Genomic DNA, 16204 nt, shown 5'->3' on the forward strand with positions numbered 1-16204 from the left:
TATCTCTTATATTTAATTATCAGTTTGTACTGAATAGTTTTTTTATATAGTTTTCTTACATTTCCTTTTATATGCTGGTAAATTCATACCAATATCAACATTTTACGGTCAACTACATTGTTTATTTTTAACCAACAAGTTCCACACATCAGATCACTTCTTTTTTGCAAACTATGCGTAAACAGGCAAAAAGGAGTTGAATTCGAATGGCAAGGCGAAATCAATTAATTGTTCCAGGAGTTGAACAAGCTCTTGAACAATTTAAAATGGAAATCGCGCAAGAGTTTGGTGTCCACCTTGGTTCAAATACTACCTCACGCGCAAACGGATCTGTTGGAGGAGAAATGACAAAGCGTTTAATTGCACAAGCTCAGGCTGATTTTAGCGGAAAACAGCCTTAAAATAGACTTTTGTAAATAATACAAACATTTTATCCTTTCCCATGTTCGTCCAAATGCTTCATTTTTCATATTGTTTAGGGTAAAATGATGTTGGATGATGTTTCATAAGTTTTATTTGTTCATGTTCCGATTGCATAACGGCATGAAATGGAACATTTTTTAGGAGGGATAGAACATGGGAATTGGTTGGACAGAATTTATTTTAATCATTTTCGTTGCACTTTTGCTTTTTGGACCGAGCAAGCTTCCGGAGCTTGGAAAAGCAGCAGGAAAAACGCTGCGGGAATTCAAGCTGGCTACAAAAGGAATTCTTGACGAAGAAGAAAAAAATGAAAAAAAATAATTGGTTCAACCGTAAAATCGGCAAATTGCCGATTTTTTCTTTTTTCGGAATTTGTATGAACCGTTTTTCGAGTATTTAACTTACATTTTTTAACACAAATCATTCTGATCCTTTCGCAAAAAATAAAGAGAAAGAAAAGGTAACTTACGGAAAGGCGGAATGAATATGCATACAATGTGGAAAGGTTCCATATCCTTCGGGCTCGTCAACATCCCGGTCAAACTGTTTTCTGCTACAGAAGACAAGGATATGAAATTTCGTCAGCTTCACAAAAAATGCCATACCCCAATTCAATACGCAAAACGTTGTCCAAACTGCGACGAAGAAGTTGGCAACGATGACATTGTGAAAGGGTTCGAATATGTACAAGGCAAATTCATTATTTTAACAGATGAGGAATTAGCAGCTCTGAAGGAAGAAAATGAAGACAAAACGGTTGAAATCGTCGATTTCGTGAATTTGCCGGAAATTGATCCGATTTATTTTAACCGGTCATATTATATCGGTCCAGGCGAAAACGGACAAAAAGTGTATGCATTGCTTCGTGAAGCATTGAAACAATCAGGGAAGATTGGAATTGGAAAGATTTCAATGCGCTCTAAACAACAATTGGCTGTCATCCGGACATATGAGGACGTCATTTTAATGGAAACGATTCATTATCCAGATGAAGTGCGAAACGCCCGTGACGTTCCCGGGATTCCTCAAAATACCAATATTGAAAAAAAAGAGCTGGACGCTGCCATGCTGCTTATCGATCAGCTGACAACAACGTTCCAACCGGAGAAATATCAAGATGAATACCGTTTGCGGATTCAAGAAAAAATTGAAGAAAAAGTACAGCAAAACGAAACAAAAACGGCTGAACCGTCTCCAAAAAAGAACGTAGTCGATTTAATGAGTGCGCTTGAGGCAAGCATCGAACGCTCAAAATCATTAAATAAAAAGGGAGAAGAAAAAAGCGGAGCAGCAGGCAAAAAAACGAAAACGACCCGCAAAAAAGCTTAGCTTTGCCGGACAATAAAGCGGGCGGCCGACAGCAAATCCGGAAAATGAAAATCAGCTATTTTTTCTTGATGGCGGCTGCCTACTAATATCGTTTTAGCTCCTGCAGCCTTTCCGGCAGCGATATCTACTTCACGATCGCCAATCATATAACTGTTCTCTATATTGATGTTATATTTCTTTGCCAAATCAACAATCATCTTTGGCTCCGGCTTACGGCAGTCGCAGCCTTCTTTAGGTGCGTGGGGACAATAGGCAACCTCTTTAATCGTTCCGCCTTTTTTTTCAATTTCACGAACCATTTTTTCATGGATTTTGTGGAGCATTTTTTCTGACATGTATCCTAATCCGATTCCGCCCTGATTTGTGACAACGAAAACGTCAAAATTGGATCTGTTCAAAAGCGCAACAGCTTCAGCTGCTCCTTTTAACAAATAAAAATCTTCAGGCTTATTTACGAAACGGACACGATTGGTCATCACTTCATTTACAACGCCGTCTCTGTCTAAAAAAACTGCATTTTTCACAAATCTATCCTCCAATCTTTAAGGGTGAACACTATGCAACCGATGATGCCGACATTATCTTTCCATATTCCGGAAGGGGAGCAATGGCTATATGAGCCAAAATATGATGGTTTTCGCGCGATATTGCAAGCTGACGAAGACCGTATTTCTCTCATGAGCCGAAATGGAAACGATTTATCCCCATCGTTCCCGGAAATTAAACATTTTATCGAAAGACAAATAGAAAAATGGCGTCCTTTTTTTCCGCTTGTTTTGGACGGAGAGCTTGTTATGCTCAAAACAGCTTTTTCCGCTGATGTTGCCTCTTTAAAAAGAAAATGGAAAAGAAAAAGCGATGAAACGACCGAAGCATATCAGCTTCTCGTTTTCGATATACTTTTGCTGCAAGGAGAGGTTATAACAAAAAAACCCCTTTCCAACCGAAAAGAACTACTATCCTCCGTATTTCAACAACTCGGTTTACCGCTGCATGTTAGTCCAGAGAATCCGATCCCGATCCAAATGATTCAAGCATATCATCAGTTTTCCCAATTATGGGAAAAAATTGTCCAGCATGAAGGAGAAGGCGTTGTTTGCAAACATATGTTAAGCACATATGAGAACAAGAAAAGAACATCACAATGGCTGAAAATCAAAAACTTTAAAGAAGCGCTCTTTTTTGTCACTGGATTTGATTCAAACAACGGCTACATACATATTTCTGTTCATCATAAAGGAGCAATTGTGCAAGCCGGCGTTTTTTCTCACGGTATGCCTGACAACCAAAAACAAGCGTTGTTGGAGATTATAAAAAAGAAAGGAAAAAAGGAAAACCACCTATATACTATAGAGCCGGCCATTTGCATGAAAGTACGGTTTCTTTCCATTGACAGCGGCAGTTTAAGAGAACCTTCTTTCCATTCCTTTGCATTGGAACATGATTGGACAGACTGCACTTTTTTGCAGCTGAAAATGGCTGAAGCCAATGTCAAAGATGTGGCTGTCACACATATTGAAAAACCTCTTTGGCCGAAATATGATATACAAAAACAAGATTTTTTGCTTTATTTATTGGAAATATCCGATTATATGCTTCCATTTTTAAAAGACCGCCCCTTAACGGTGATCCGCTATCCGCACGGTTTGTTGGGAGAAGCATTTTTTCAAAAAAATTGTCCTGATTATGCCCCGGAATTTATTCAGACAAAAACAATCGACGGGATTCATTATATCATTTGCAATGATAAAAAAACGCTTATGTGGCTTGGCAACCAGCTCGCAATTGAATTTCATATCCCCTTTAATACGTGGAAGGAAAAACAGCCGGCGGAAATTGTATTTGATTTAGATCCGCCGTCAAAAAACGAATTTCATTTGGCTATCTATGCTGCAAACAAGCTGAAGGAATGTTTAGATCGGTTTGAGATTGCCTCCTTTCCAAAGCTTTCCGGAAACAAAGGAATTCAAGTTCATATTCCGATCGGCACCAATATTTTCTCATATGAGGAAACGAGGCGGTTTACGTCTTTTTTCGCTAATTATTTAGCCGAACAGCATCCGAACGAATTTACGATTGAACGCTTGAAGAAAAAACGGGGCAGCCGCCTTTATATTGACTTTTTACAGCATGCAGAGGGAAAAACGATCATTTCACCTTATTCCGTCAGAGGAGTCGAAAATGGAACGGTTGCCGCTCCGCTTCATTGGAATGAAGTCAATGAACAGCTTGATGCCGAATCTTTTACAATGGACTACTGCATCAACAGGGTAAAATCAGGTATTTGTCCAATGAAACATTATTTTTCCATCGATCAGCATGAAAAAATTAAAGCCATCGTCGAGCATTTATTATGAAAACCGCCTATACAACTTGAGCTTCTTCAGCATAGTTTATAACTGAAATAAAACATTTCACAAGGAGGTTTTCATATGTCTGGAGTATCTGGAGGATACGGCGGAGGCTTTGCGTTAATCGTCGTTCTGTTCATTCTTCTCATTATTGTCGGAGCATCTTGGTGGGGATGGTAAATATTACATTTCGGCTTTTTCAAAAAAGCCAGAGCTAATTCGTTCGTTGAAACCGGCAAAATTGCCGGTTTCACCTGTTAAAAGCAGAATGTTTTTTAAGAGCAATCAATCGAAATCCGACGATCAAGATTTTCAAATGAACAATTGCTTTTTCTTTTCAGGCCAATTTTGCAAAAGTTGGAATGCTTCATCAGATGAAACAGGCTTGCTGAAATAAAAACCTTGCATTTGAAAACAATGGTGGCGATTCAGAAAAAATACTTGTTCTTTTTTTTCGACGCCTTCCGCTACGATGGAAAGCTTCAAATTTTGCGCTAGAGCAATGATCGTTTTTACAACGACATTGTGGTCGTGCTCTAAATAAATGTTTTGAATAAAAGAACGGTCAATTTTAATTTTATCCAGCTTCAGCTTCGTTAAATAGCTGAGCGAACTATAGCCTGTTCCGAAATCATCGATGCTCAAACCTATATTTAGTTTCTTTAACTTGCGGATGATTTCCAAAAACCATTCAAAATTGTACATTGGGACGGTTTCGGTAAATTCAAGCTCAAAGCATTCAGGCGGAATTTCATACATCGTCAAGTAATCCGTAATCATTTTCACAACATCATGCTGGTAAAATTGTTTAATAGATAAATTGACACTGATTTTCAAGTCACGGAAGCCCTTATCTCTCCATTCCTTTAATTGCTGGCAAGCTTTTTCCATGCTCCATTTGCCGATTTCTACGATAAGCCCTGTATCTTCCGCAATCGGTATAAATTCTGAAGGGGGAATCATCCCAAGCTCTTTATGTTTCCATCTGAGCAGCACTTCAAAGCCGGTAATTTTTTTTTCTTTTGTATCGACGATCGGTTGATAATATAAACATAAATCTCTTTTTTTCACAGCTTTGTAAAGCTCATTTTCTATAAAAATTCTTCGTTCGATCGATTTGCTGTTATGATTATTAAATTGGGCAATGCGCTCGTTTTTTTCTTTCCCCATTTTGATAGCAATTTCACTATTTTTAATTAAAGTTTTCGGCGTTCTTCCATGAACCGGGTAAAACACGATGCCAATGCTATAATCGTAATAAATTTCCAAATCGTTGATGACAAGTATATCTTCCAGCTTATTGATACGATGCACAATATCACGAATCATCTCATCTTTATTTACAACATTGTAAACAATAACTAAAAACTCGTCATTTGACAGACGACCTATAAAGTATGTATCGGGAAAAATATTTCTTAACTGCCTTGCAAATGACTTAATCACTTCATTACTAATATCTTTCCCAAAAATTTCGTTTATGTATTTATAGCGATTAATTTGAAACTTCACAACTGCAGCAGGATTTTTTTCTGTTTGGCATAAATACTCTAAACGGTTGAAAGTAGCTTGTTCATTTGGCAGCTTTGTCAAATCGTCAAATTGCGTTAAATATTGAATCTTCTCATCCGCTTCCTTTACTTTTGAAATATCTCTTATAATCAGCGCATAACCATAAAAAAAATTATTGCTATATAAAGGAAGGCATAAGATGGACGAAGGCGTTTCCTCAACAACTGCCTCAAAAGTTGCAGGTTCGCCGGTTATCCTCACCTGTTCAAAAAGATGCTGAATCTCTTTTCTGGATGAAGTATGAAAAAAATGATAAATCGAACCTTTCTTTTGCAAAAAATGCGCAGCCATTCGGTTGCCTTCCTTGACCAATCCGCTTGGATCACAAAAAACGATCATATCAGGGTGAAATTGAAAAATGAGGTCATAAAATTGTTGAAAAAGGCGATCCATTATTTTAACACTTCCTCAACTATGGGTTCTCATTTTTTATATCGGTATAAACATAGCTTTATTCAATAATTACATAGAATTTCATTCATAAAAATTATCGAAACAGCACACTATTGCTGGAGTCTGCAGCTTTTTTTAACAGTTCGATCAATTGCACTTGTTCTTCTTCGGATAGGCCGGAAAAAACTCTCGCCATCCTTAAGGCGCGGATCGGATATATTTCATCAAAATATTGGCGCCCCTTCTCCGATAAATTTGCATAAACTGACCGTTTATCTTTCGGATTTTTTTCCCGATAAATCCATCCGTTTTTTTCAAGCTTGTCAATAACATAAGTTACATTACCGCTGACAAGCAATAGTTTTGACCCGATTTGCTGAAGTTTTTGCGGACCCTTTATGTACAGAAGCTCCAATACAGCATATTCGGTTGGATTCAAACCATGCTCCTTGCTGTCTCGATTGGCGTGATCCGAAACGTTTTTATACGCTTTTGCAAGCGTATGAAACAAGTTTAAAGCCCTCTCCATTTCTTCTTGAGTATAGGAAAAAAACATTTCCAATCCCCTTTTCCTTTTTTTATTTTATAATGCTCATTTTAATGGAAAAAACAGTTTATGTAAACGCTGTCATTTTAAAAGTGTGCTCTACCAAACAGTCAGTCAAAATCTTTTCTTATCGAAAAAAATAAAAGCGTGCAGCAAGATGCTTGCACGCTTTACAGTCCATTCATCCTTTTATTTTGTCATACGGTTCGTAAAAATTGATTATTGAACTTGAAACCTTTTCACTAAAGATTGCAAATCTCCAGCCAGATTTGACATGGATTCGGCATGTGAAGCAATGGTTGCCGCTGATCCATTTGCCGTTGCTGCTGAAGCTGATGTTTGTTCAATACCTGCAGCCGCCTCTTCCGAAATCGATGCGATGTTGGAAATCGAATCATTAATCGATTCGCTCGTTGATAACATGTCAGTTAAATCATTTTGAGCATTGTTGATTCTTTCGGAAATTTCTTTAATCGTTTCTTTAATTTGTTGAAATGCGGCACTCGTTTCGTTCATTGAATCCATTCCCGATTCTACTTGTTGAAATCCTAATTCAAAGCTTTTCGTCACTTTATTCGTCTCGCTATGGACTTCTTCCACGATTTTTTGAATATCCACAACGGAACTGGAAACTTGTTCAGCCAATTTTCTGACCTCGTCTGCAACTACTGCAAATCCTTTTCCATGTTCCCCCGCTCGAGCCGCTTCAATCGCTGCATTTAGCGCGAGCAAATTTGTTTGATCAGCTATAGATTGAATAACTTCAACGAGTTTGGAAATTTGTTTTGAGCGTTCATCAAGTTTTTTAATTTTTTTCATATTGCTTTGCATGCCTGTAAACATATAATCAAAAAGTTTTTTCGATTGATTCATCAGCTTGCTGCCATTGTCCGTCAACTCCAGCACTTCTCTCGATTTATCAAACATTTCTTTTCCATTCCTATGTATTTGATAAATCTTATCCATGTACATACCCATTGCTTCAGAAAGCTCTGAGGCAGAATTAGCTTGCGATTCTGCTCCAGCCGACAGCTCTTGCATCGTCGCAGCGATTTGGTTGCTTCCTTCTTTTAGCTCTTTAGAGGAAGAAAGCAAATCGCTGCTTTGTTTTGACATAGTATCTGAAGCATGATGAATGTCTTGCACGATCTTTCGAAGCTGATTCCCCATTTCGTTGACAGCTTCCATCAATTCGCCGATTTCATCCTTCGACTTTATTGATAACGGTTCCAATATTAGATTTCCCTTAGATATTTGCTCCATTTGGCCGGCGATTTTGATCAAAGGATTTGTAATGGAACGAGCCATTTTAAAGGACATGATGAAACCGATTAAAAGTATGGAGGCCAAAACAGCTAATATGATGATGATAGATAGATTGCTAAGTTGAATCATATTATTTCCGCTTTTGATTACATCGTTTTGTCGATCTGACGTCACTTTTTCAAATTCTTGAATAATCGTTTCCCCAAGCGGTTGTACACTTTCTTTCATTTGCTTTAAAGCATCATTCTTTTTCCCCATATCATAGTCGAATAAAACCTCGTGTCGGACAAGCAATTCCCATTGGTGGCATTTCGCAACTAAATCCTTCATTTGCTGTGAAGAATTCAATTTCAATAACTGCTTTTGAATCTCGCTGCTCTGTTTTGCCAATTCTTCGTATTTTTGACGAATGTCTCGGTCCCCATATAGAAGAAACTGGTTTATTAATGAAATGCGTTCTGCAATATTGTATCGCATTTTCTCGTTTTGGATCAGTCCTTCTACATCTTCCTTCATGATGCTTTCCGTATGATTTGTTAAATTTTTTATTACCCCAAAATTAATAACGGCCATTAAACATGTTAGCAGCATTAATATTCCAAAGCTTCTGAGCAGCCTTCTTCTCAATCCGCCTTGCTTTTTGGAAGTAGTGATCCTTGTCACTGTTTTATTCTTTTTCATATGATCTACGATCCCCTTCCCAAACCCCTTTTTTATTTATATCGGTGCAAAATTCATCATTTTTATAGAATAGTAAAATAGACCCAGTTTCATATACAATGCTTCTAACAACTAGCTTTTAGGAGGTATAGGATCCGTTTAAGGTGACATCAATAACTTTTTCTGCCAAAATTTGTTTGTCTATTGTTTATCCTACCAAAGAAGAAACAACGCGGCTCTTTTCTATTTCCCTTTTTACAACAAACCAGTATTATCTTACGACTAATTTTGAATTTTGCAAGCATTATTGGGGACGAGAGGATGACAGCAGTGTTGCTTGACCGCCTCACTCACCGTTCACACAATCCCTTTTTTAATCAGTGTGAAATCGCAGACATAAAATCGCCATATGTTTTCAAAAAATGAACCGCCCATTTTAAGGTCATGATTTATGCAATTGGAACGGAGGCATGAACTTGCTATTATCAAAGAAAAAACGCTCCTTCATTAGGAAAACAGTCCCAGATCACCTTAAATATTGAGCATTTCGCATCTTTTCCAACATAAAAACAGCCTGCAGACAAAAAATCCAATTTGTCTGCAGGCGAGTGGACAATTTTGATTAAGTTATGTTGTCCCAAAAAACTCCTCATATAACGCTTGTACGGCTTTCTTTTCATCCGTTCCTTTTACGCCAAACATCATGCTCACTTCTGATGAACCTTGATTAATCATTTCGAGGTTCACTCCGCTTTTAGCAAGTGCTGTTGCAGCTCGGGCCATCGTCCCGACATTTTTCCGCATTCCTTCGCCAACAATCATGATTACCGCTAAATCATAAGCAACTTCTATATTATCGACTTCCAGTTCCTTTTTGATCCGCTCTACAACTTTCCGTTCTGTTTCCGAATCAAACTGATCCTGGCGCAAAATGACAGAAATGTCATCAATTCCAGAAGGTGTATGTTCATATGACAGCCCAAAATCTTCTAAAATTTGCAACAATCTTCGGCCAAAACCGATTTCTCTGTTCATTAAATATTTATTGACATAAATGCTGCAAAAACCGGTATCACTAGCGATACCTACGACAGGACCGTTAGAATTCGTTCGTTCATGCACAATTTTTGTACCAAGTGCAGATGGATTATTGGTGTTTTTAATATTTACCGGGATTCCTGCACGGAATGCCGGAATAAGTGCTTCGTCATGGAATACTGCAAAGCCTGCGTAAGATAACTCACGCATTTCTTTATATGTAAGCTCCCGAATTTCTTTCGGATTTTCAACAAAATTAGGATTTACGGAATAGACCGCATCTACATCCGTAAAGTTTTCATATATTTCCGCTCCGACTCCGTTTGCCAAAATCGAACCTGTTATATCAGAACCGCCACGAGAAAAGGTAACGAGCTTACCGTCTTTTGAATAACCGAAAAATCCAGGGAAAATTAGAATTCCTGAGCGATCACGCAGCTTTTTTAAATTTTCATAGGCTTCCGGCAGTACTTGTGCATTGCCGGGTTCATCGCTCACAATAAGCCCTGCTTCTTTAGGATTCACATAATGGGCTTCAACACCGCGCGATTGAAAATACGCAGTGATCAGTTTTGCATTATTATCTTCACCGCTGGCCTTCACCGCATCCATAAAACGGGCAGGATTTGATTTGTCCCCATGTAAAATTTCTTGCAAATCAGCTGAAATTCGATCAATAATATCATTAGATAATCCTAATTCTTTAGCAATTTCAGCATATCTGTTCACAACAGCTTCATATGTTTCCTTTGCGCTGCCATTGTTCAAATATTCTTCCCCGCACTTTATTAATAAGTCGGTCACTTTCACATCTTCTTTAAATCTTTTGCCAGGAGCCGAAACAACGACAATTTTTCTTTTTGGATCAGATGTGACGATATCGAACACTTTTTGAATTTGTTGCCCAGATGCAACGGACGTTCCACCAAACTTTACAACTTTCATATTTACTACATCCCCTACCAATAATTTTAGCAATATTTTATAAAATTCCATATAAATCTTATTATCTCTTTTCATGCTGATTGTTGCAATAGTTTTTTCAGTGCCTAAATGATCATTACAGCTAAACTCTCGGTTTTTAATTAGTTGCGTTCACGGTGCGTTTTCCTCATCAACAACCTTCTTCTATGACTTGAAGAAGAATCAAGTCTTTCATATCTTCTAGTATATCACCCAAGAAGAAAAATTAGATCATGTTTCAATCGTTTCACCAGATCCTTTATGGTTGAAATACGCTGTTTTAGCGCTCAAAGAATACATCTCGCCGTACAGCTTTGTTTGGTTGGAACATTTTCCGATATTTTTTAGCAGCGAAAACCTGAATCTTTGTCAATGATAAAACGCTGAACAGGTTACATCTCGGATGTTGAAAATTGTTATCGTTCGATGGTTAATGGCTACTGCTTTTTTCGACAACTGGGGACGTGCTCCCTTTTACGCTCTAGAAACCTTAAAAGATGAGTGACGACTGGGCCTCGGGTAAACGGTGTTCTTATCCATGCTTTACAATCTCTTTTGGATTCCTAAATTGATGATGGAATTGCCATTTCAAAATGATTGATTCAAACAAAGAATGATTTTTTTCTAGCAGCCAAAGCCGATAATGATTATAATAATGATTATTGATCAAAAAAGGGAATACGAATGTATCAGTCGTTTTATCATTTTCGAACTTTAATTCCTTGTCATGTACCTGTTAGAGAGGTGAAACATCATGAATCAATCGAAAGGCAGTATCGAGGCTGAAATCAGCAAAGCATTAACAAAATGGGAAAAAGATTTTCTTGGACGCGGATCTGTGTCCGTCAAAACGGATATTTTGCGGGATATGATTATTGTATCGCTGCAAGGTATTCTAACCCCTGCTGAATATGCCCTCTGTGAGTCTAAAGAAGGGATGTTGTCTGTGAAACAAATCCGCTCCAGTTTAGTCGAATCCGGGGTTGATGAGCTGAAAGAGATGATTTTTCAAATTACAGAAGAGCAAGTAAAAAGTTTCCATACGGACCTTAGTACTCAAACCGGGGAGCGAATTATGGTGTTTAAATTGTTTCAAAATTTGGAAAAGAAACTCCTTAAATAAACGTAAACGCTTTTTCTATAAATCTCTAAAAAAATACGTGCAATCTTGAAAACGATGATGTATAATGAAAACAACTTTTTTTGAAAAAATACGAGAGAATTGCCAAAGTCGGCAGACCTTCAAAAAACCTACGGAATCTATTAGTAGGTTCGTTGAAGGTAAACCGACAATGGGAAAACTGAAACGGGAGATCTAAGCCAATCGAAATTGGTTTAAGGTAAACCGGCTATCGTCATTTTTAGGCAAAAGACAGTCATTTTCTTAAAAAAGGCTGTTTTGCTTAGAATGACATAGCCGGTTTTTTTCTTTCAAAAAGGTCACACCAGAGGAGGAACGAAATTTGCAAGAAATGTTGGTTTTCGGATGGCTGGCAGCATTGATGATCGTGCTCATAAGCGCATTGATTTATCTGCATCCTCGTGTGCCCGACTGGTATGTACATGTTCACGTCGGCCTGCTTCTTTTGCCGATTGCTTCGGCATTCTTCGGGTGGATTTATTCTGGCGCGGAAATAAAAGCCGGACCATGGCGGCTCGACACGATTAGCTGGATGATGGCGGTCTATATTTCAACACTCGGCTTTATCATCCAGCGGTTTTCCATTCGATATTTGCATGGGGATCGAGTCTACCGGCTATATTTTCTATTCTTGACATGGACAACCGGCTCTTCCGCCAGCACTTGGATGACTGATGATCTACGCCTGTTTAGCATTTGCTGGGCGATGCCTCTTTTCGGTCTTGTCTTTTTGACGGCTTTAAAAAAAGAATGGCGGCCGGCAAAAGCTGAAGCGGTGCAAATGGGAACAATGTTTTTTGTTTCTTCCCTTGCGGTATGTGCAGTGTCTGTCTGGCTGTTTCATGCGACTGGGGAGTGGAAGTTATCGGGCGCTTTATCAACGGATAAGTTGTCTCATCTTAAATGGTGGGAGACAGCCGGAATAAGCTTGCTGCTTATTTTGGCGGCCATCATTCCTGCCGGGCAATGGCCTTTCCACCGTTGGCTGCTTGAATCTGCGGTAACGCCGACGCCGGTTTCGGCTGTGATGCACGCCGGTCTTGTCAATGCCGGAGGACTTTTGCTTTGGCATTTCTCACCGTTGTTTACGGATGCAGTCACACACGCTCTCCTTCTTCTAATCGCGTTTATTTCCGTCATGATCGGTACCGGCGTCAGTTTCGTTCAAGTAGATTATAAACGGCAACTAGTCGCCTCAACGATGGCACAAATGGGTATGATGCTTATTCAATGTGCATTAGGCGCTTACGAGGCGGCAGTCATTCATCTTATTTTGCACGGCTTATTTAAAGCGACTTTATTTTTACAGTCCGGATCGGCTGTTCCCCGTCCGGGACATTCGGCACGAACATTGGTGCACAAAAAAGGACATAGGTTTGTCGGCACGATGCTTGGCTTGGCACTTGGATTCGGCTTCTGGGCCGTTTCGCCGGAAGAGCCGGCGCGCCTATTGAGCGCTTTGCTCCTTGGTTCGTCCATGACGATTGCATGGAGCAGATTTGCGCTTTTCCGAGAAGGTCGATGGCTTGGGTTGGCACTAGCAGCGATACTGGCATTTATTTCAGAAGAAGTGCGCAGCGGACTAATGGCCATGCTGCATAAAGCAGAGGCTTCTCACTTTGCACCTCCGCTTGTCCTTGAATGGCTTACTTTCATTTTGTTTATTGTTTCCGCATTGGCGTTGGCACAGCTCTTTAAACAACGTTCTTCCGGTATTGCTGCCCGATTTTATATGCGGCTTGTTCATTTTGGCGAGCCCAGTCTGTCTGCGGTTGAACGGCATCCCCTTTATTTGCATGCATATATGAAGGAGGAGATGACCCATGAGTAAAACAGTGATTTCACTTGAACGTCCTGAAGAGCAAAGTAAACGAAATAAGAAAGATGTGTCCCGCTCTATTCTTCAGCTCGTGGAACAGGCATGCGATGCAATTGCTCCCCTTTGGCCGATTTCAACGTTCATTGCACGGCATCCGTGGATGGAACTTGAACATATGCCGTTTACCGAAGTAGCTGAGCATTTGCAACAAACCCAGCATGTTCACCTGTATCCGACAATGGCGGTTGTACGCAAAGCTCTCGCTAGAGGCGAGATCAATCCCTCCTTCGTTGAAAAACAGCTGGAGAACTGGCTTTCCGAGCAGTCTCTACCCGTTCATCGCCACAAAGCGGAACAGTTGTGCCATGCACTTTTGTGGAACGAAACCGTACCACATGAATGGTTAGATTCATCAGAACTGAACGAGCTGGCGGAGGAAATAGCCGAGTGGATCGGTTCCACAAACGCAGCGGTGGTGAAGCCGATTTGTACCCGCATTTACAAGCTAGACGAACGGCTTGATCAACAAATGATCAAATGGTGCAAACTATATTTGGATGATAATCAAGCTGCATGGGCAATGCCCTTCCGGGAACAGGGATTTTATCCTGCTTGGCAAAAACTTATCCAAAACGATCCGGCTCTTTCAAAAAATGAGAGAAAACGCCTAGCTGACTGGCCGGAAGATGCGGAAACAGCACTGTTGTTTTCGCTGTCGCTGCTTGATATAGACGATGAAAAGGCGAAAGACTATTTAGAATCGCATCTTCTTGCATTGCCGGGATGGGCCGGCATGTTAAAGTGGCGTTCTCAGCAAAGTGGAGAAGGCCTCCAACTGTTAGTTGATTATTTGGCCATTCGTCTTTCGTTAGAATGGGCATTTGTCTCCCCTTACTTGCCGCTGGAACAGGAGAAAAAGGCTGACGTTTCAAGTTTACTTCCCCTTTTGGCCGCATGGATCCATTGGGGAGGAATATCTGTGGATGAGTGGAGGCAATTGTCGAAGGATGAAATGACATCCTGTTTATTGTTTGCCGACCGGTTTTGGCGGATCAATCGTTATCACCTTTGGCTCGAGGCGTGGGAAGAGACGTACGAATCCCGGCTGCAAGAAAAAATTGCATCCCGTCCATACATTGGACAAAAAGAGCAGGCCGCCGTCCAGTTTCTTTTCTGCATTGATGTCCGTTCCGAGCCTTTTCGCCGTCATTTAGAGGAATCCGGTCCATTTGAAACGTACGGTTGCGCAGGATTTTTCGGTTTGCCGATCCGAACGCGTGAACTTGACAGCGACCATACCCATCCTTCTTGTCCTGCGATCATTGAGCCGAAGCATGAAATTTACGAATCTGCACAAGATGATGCTGCAAAATACCGTCGCCGGCTCAATGTATTTCAGTTCATCGGGGGCACCTTTAAAAAAATGAAAAAAGATGCATTAGCGAGTTTATTGCTTCCAGAAATGAGCGGCCCATGGCTTGGTTTGCATACAATCGCCAGAAGCATTGCCCCTAGATGGGCGGGCCATTTTCTCCAGCAAGCTGAAAAAACAGCTGAACGGAAGCCGCCGACAAACTTGTCATTGCATCATGAAGTGTCTTGTTCATCATCCGGTTTGCCCATCGGGTTTACAACAGAAGAACAAGTTCAGTACGTAAAACAATTGTTAACAAATATCGGGTTAACATCGTCTTTTGCCCCCCTTGTCGTTGTCTGCGGTCACGAAAGTATGACAACGAATAACCCGTATGCCTCCTCCCTTGATTGCGGGGCGTGCGGCGGAACAGCCGGAGCTTTTAATGCCCGCGTGTTTGCAAGCCTATGTAACTTGCAGGAAGTAAGAGAAGGACTGGTGAAGGAAGGGATCTTCATTCCAGATGAAACCGTATTTGTGGCAGCGGAACATATCACAACGGTCGACGAACTCTACTTACTCGATTTGCCAACCTTATCGAAAAAGGCAGAGCAGTCACTCCGTTTACTAAAAGGAAAGCTAGAAGAAGTGAAACGGAAAGCAAACGCCGAACGGCTGGCGAATCTCCCTTGCACCGGCAAGTCGAAAAATCCGGTGACTGAGGCGAGCCGCCGTTCCGTCGATTGGAGCGAAATCCGTCCTGAATGGGGATTGGCTGGAAACGCAGCCTTTATTATCGGCCGCAGGACGCTTACAAAACATTGCCATTTAGACGGGAAAGTGTTTTTACACAGCTATGACTGGCGAAAAGACCAATCCGGCGAAGCACTTGAAAATATCATCTCCGGTCCTGCTACGGTCGGGCAATGGATCAATTTGCAATATTACGCATCAACCGTTGCACCGCATTATTACGGAAGCGGCAGCAAAACGACGCAGACGGTTACAGGTGGATTCGGGGTGATGCAAGGGAATGGGAGCGACTTGCTTTCCGGTCTTCCGTGGCAGTCGGTCGCTTCTTCCGACAGGGAGCTGTTTCATTCCCCCCTTCGTTTGCTCATGATCATTGAAGCACCGCGTTTTTATATCGAGCGGCTGCTCCGGGACAATCCCCTTTTCCGTCAAAAAGTGAAAAACGGATGGCTCCGTCTTTCTTCCATTGAACCTGAAACAGGGGCTTGGTTAAAATGGAAGTTTGATAGGATTCATGGCGAGTTTTATACCGAGCCAATTTAAAAAGTGACCCTTGTGGAGTAGCAAGAATTAAAAGCTACTGAAGCAGTTTTAA

At 40.6% G+C, this 16204-nt stretch carries 13 protein-coding genes; 8 read left to right on the forward strand and 5 right to left on the reverse strand.

The window, feature by feature from the left end; genetic code table 11:
* Nucleotides 1–206 precede the first annotated feature (206 nt).
* The 3 genes from NSQ61_RS08765 (at nt 207) to ku (ending at nt 1752) form a co-directional block, all read left to right on the forward strand.
* A complete protein-coding gene (locus tag NSQ61_RS08765) occupies nt 207–401 on the forward strand; it encodes an alpha/beta-type small acid-soluble spore protein (RefSeq protein ID WP_063389383.1) in 195 nt (64 codons plus the stop codon).
* Nucleotides 402–576: 175 nt separating this feature from the next.
* Nucleotides 577–744 (forward strand): twin-arginine translocase TatA/TatE family subunit, encoded by a 168-nt coding sequence (locus NSQ61_RS08770; protein ID WP_063389384.1) that lies wholly within the window; start codon nt 577–579, stop codon nt 742–744.
* A 165-nt stretch (nt 745–909) separates the two neighbouring features.
* Entirely contained in the window at nt 910–1752 is an 843-nt protein-coding gene (gene ku, locus NSQ61_RS08775; RefSeq protein ID WP_340806762.1) for a non-homologous end joining protein Ku, read from the forward strand.
* Here the strand turns inward: ku and NSQ61_RS08780 are convergent.
* Nucleotides 1749–2276, reverse strand: a complete 528-nt coding sequence (locus NSQ61_RS08780; RefSeq protein WP_340806764.1) for a D-glycero-alpha-D-manno-heptose-1,7-bisphosphate 7-phosphatase — start codon at nt 2274–2276, stop codon at nt 1749–1751. The genes ku and NSQ61_RS08780 overlap by 4 nt on opposite strands.
* Nucleotides 2277–2309: 33 nt before the next feature.
* Here NSQ61_RS08780 and NSQ61_RS08785 point away from each other — a divergent pair, with 33 nt between their 5' ends.
* Together NSQ61_RS08785 and NSQ61_RS08790 are read left to right on the forward strand one after the other, a co-directional pair.
* Complete coding sequence (locus NSQ61_RS08785) at nt 2310–4109, forward strand: DNA ligase D (protein WP_340806766.1); 1800 nt, start codon at nt 2310–2312, stop codon at nt 4107–4109.
* 75 nt (nt 4110–4184) lie between these two features.
* Nucleotides 4185–4283 carry a YjcZ family sporulation protein gene (locus NSQ61_RS08790; RefSeq protein WP_063389388.1) on the forward strand — a complete coding sequence of 33 codons (99 nt, stop codon included), beginning with the start codon at nt 4185–4187 and terminating at the stop codon, nt 4281–4283.
* A 132-nt stretch (nt 4284–4415) separates the two neighbouring features.
* On the opposite strand, the gene NSQ61_RS08795 is transcribed toward NSQ61_RS08790, so the two are convergent.
* From NSQ61_RS08795 to NSQ61_RS08810, 4 genes are all read right to left on the reverse strand, one after another.
* Nucleotides 4416–6068 carry a bifunctional diguanylate cyclase/phosphodiesterase gene (locus tag NSQ61_RS08795; RefSeq protein ID WP_063389389.1) on the reverse strand — a complete coding sequence of 551 codons (1653 nt, stop codon included), beginning with the start codon at nt 6066–6068 and terminating at the stop codon, nt 4416–4418.
* Between the two features lie 94 nt (nt 6069–6162).
* The gene (locus tag NSQ61_RS08800) at nt 6163–6624 is read right to left on the reverse strand and encodes a MarR family winged helix-turn-helix transcriptional regulator (protein WP_063389390.1); all 462 of its coding nucleotides are present in this window, start codon (nt 6622–6624) and stop codon (nt 6163–6165) included.
* Between the two features lie 210 nt (nt 6625–6834).
* A complete protein-coding gene (locus tag NSQ61_RS08805; RefSeq protein ID WP_311067134.1) occupies nt 6835–8562 on the reverse strand; it encodes a methyl-accepting chemotaxis protein in 1728 nt (575 codons plus the stop codon).
* Nucleotides 8563–9168: 606 nt separating this feature from the next.
* Nucleotides 9169–10524, reverse strand: coding sequence for an aspartate kinase (locus NSQ61_RS08810; RefSeq protein ID WP_311067133.1), 1356 nt, complete (start codon nt 10522–10524; stop codon nt 9169–9171).
* Nucleotides 10525–11296: 772 nt separating this feature from the next.
* Between NSQ61_RS08810 and NSQ61_RS08815 the strand changes: the two genes are divergently transcribed.
* The 3 genes from NSQ61_RS08815 to NSQ61_RS08825 all read left to right on the forward strand — a co-directional run bounded on the left by NSQ61_RS08815 (nt 11297) and on the right by NSQ61_RS08825 (nt 16152).
* Nucleotides 11297–11665, forward strand: a complete 369-nt coding sequence (locus tag NSQ61_RS08815; RefSeq protein WP_311067132.1) for a DUF2294 domain-containing protein — start codon at nt 11297–11299, stop codon at nt 11663–11665.
* Between the two features lie 349 nt (nt 11666–12014).
* On the forward strand, nt 12015–13514 hold the full coding sequence (locus NSQ61_RS08820; RefSeq protein ID WP_311067333.1) for an NADH dehydrogenase subunit 5: 1500 nt from the start codon (nt 12015–12017) through the stop codon (nt 13512–13514).
* A complete protein-coding gene (locus NSQ61_RS08825) occupies nt 13507–16152 on the forward strand; it encodes a DUF2309 domain-containing protein (protein ID WP_311067131.1) in 2646 nt (881 codons plus the stop codon). Before NSQ61_RS08820 ends, NSQ61_RS08825 begins: the two co-directional genes overlap by 8 nt.
* Nucleotides 16153–16204: the final 52 nt, after the last annotated feature.

This window comes from Aeribacillus sp. FSL K6-1121 (assembly GCF_038003725.1).
In the GTDB taxonomy this organism is placed as follows: domain Bacteria; phylum Bacillota; class Bacilli; order Bacillales; family Aeribacillaceae; genus Aeribacillus; species Aeribacillus composti.

What these genes read in the sequence shown, in the direction of transcription:
- NSQ61_RS08765 (WP_063389383.1), top strand. Translation starts at nt 207, where the DNA reads ATGGCAAGGCGAAATCAATTAATTGTTCCAGGAGTTGAACAAGCTCTT.
- NSQ61_RS08770 (WP_063389384.1), top strand. Translation starts at nt 577, where the DNA reads ATGGGAATTGGTTGGACAGAATTTATTTTAATCATTTTCGTTGCACTT.
- ku (WP_340806762.1), top strand. Translation starts at nt 910, where the DNA reads ATGCATACAATGTGGAAAGGTTCCATATCCTTCGGGCTCGTCAACATC.
- NSQ61_RS08785 (WP_340806766.1), top strand. Translation starts at nt 2,310, where the DNA reads ATGCAACCGATGATGCCGACATTATCTTTCCATATTCCGGAAGGGGAG.
- NSQ61_RS08790 (WP_063389388.1), top strand. Translation starts at nt 4,185, where the DNA reads ATGTCTGGAGTATCTGGAGGATACGGCGGAGGCTTTGCGTTAATCGTC.
- NSQ61_RS08795 (WP_063389389.1), bottom strand. Translation starts at nt 6,068, where the DNA reads ATGGATCGCCTTTTTCAACAATTTTATGACCTCATTTTTCAATTTCAC.
- NSQ61_RS08800 (WP_063389390.1), bottom strand. Translation starts at nt 6,624, where the DNA reads ATGTTTTTTTCCTATACTCAAGAAGAAATGGAGAGGGCTTTAAACTTG.
- NSQ61_RS08805 (WP_311067134.1), bottom strand. Translation starts at nt 8,562, where the DNA reads ATGAAAAAGAATAAAACAGTGACAAGGATCACTACTTCCAAAAAGCAA.
- NSQ61_RS08810 (WP_311067133.1), bottom strand. Translation starts at nt 10,524, where the DNA reads ATGAAAGTTGTAAAGTTTGGTGGAACGTCCGTTGCATCTGGGCAACAA.
- NSQ61_RS08815 (WP_311067132.1), top strand. Translation starts at nt 11,297, where the DNA reads ATGAATCAATCGAAAGGCAGTATCGAGGCTGAAATCAGCAAAGCATTA.
- NSQ61_RS08820 (WP_311067333.1), top strand. Translation starts at nt 12,015, where the DNA reads ATGTTGGTTTTCGGATGGCTGGCAGCATTGATGATCGTGCTCATAAGC.
- NSQ61_RS08825 (WP_311067131.1), top strand. Translation starts at nt 13,507, where the DNA reads ATGAGTAAAACAGTGATTTCACTTGAACGTCCTGAAGAGCAAAGTAAA.